Origin of the sequence: Streptomyces sp. SP18BB07, assembly GCF_036322545.1 — a bacterium.
Classification (GTDB): domain Bacteria; phylum Actinomycetota; class Actinomycetes; order Streptomycetales; family Streptomycetaceae; genus Streptomyces; species Streptomyces deccanensis.
This window is the reverse complement of sequence record NZ_JAQYWT010000372.1, coordinates 1-441: the sequence shown is the minus strand read 5'-3', so window position 1 is coordinate 441 and position 441 is coordinate 1. Positions and strand designations below refer to the sequence as shown.

Below are 441 nucleotides of genomic sequence, written 5' to 3'. Positions count from 1 at the left end.
TTGACGACTCCCCGGGGCCTATCGTGGCCTCCCACGTCCTTCATCGGTTCCTGGTGCCAAGGCATCCACCGTGCGCCCTTAAAAACTTGGCCACAGATGCTCGCGTCCACTGTGCAGTTCTCAAACAACGACCAACCACCCGCCACCCCACTGGACAAGCCAATGAGTTCACCGGGGCCGGCACTGAGGGGACGTTCATTCCCTCAGACACCCAACAGCGTGCCCAGCCGGCTCCCGCCCGGAGATCATGTTTTCCACGCTCTTGCGAGCAGTACTAACAGCCTCCGACCCGTGAAACCGGCCGAATAATCAACGTTCCACCCATGAGCAACCAGCATCAGACGTTCGCTGATGATCTGGCCTCTGGACTGCCGTAGCAGCCTAGAAGTGCTCCTTAGAAAGGAGGTGATCCAGCCGCACCTTCCGGTACGGCTACCTTGT

At 59.4% G+C, this 441-nt stretch carries 1 rRNA gene; it reads right to left on the bottom strand.

Annotation, left to right across the window (positions count from 1 at the left end):
* Positions 1-92: ribosomal RNA gene (locus PUR53_RS47945) — 23S ribosomal RNA — on the bottom strand; the annotation flags it as partial.
* Positions 93-441: the final 349 nt, after the last annotated feature.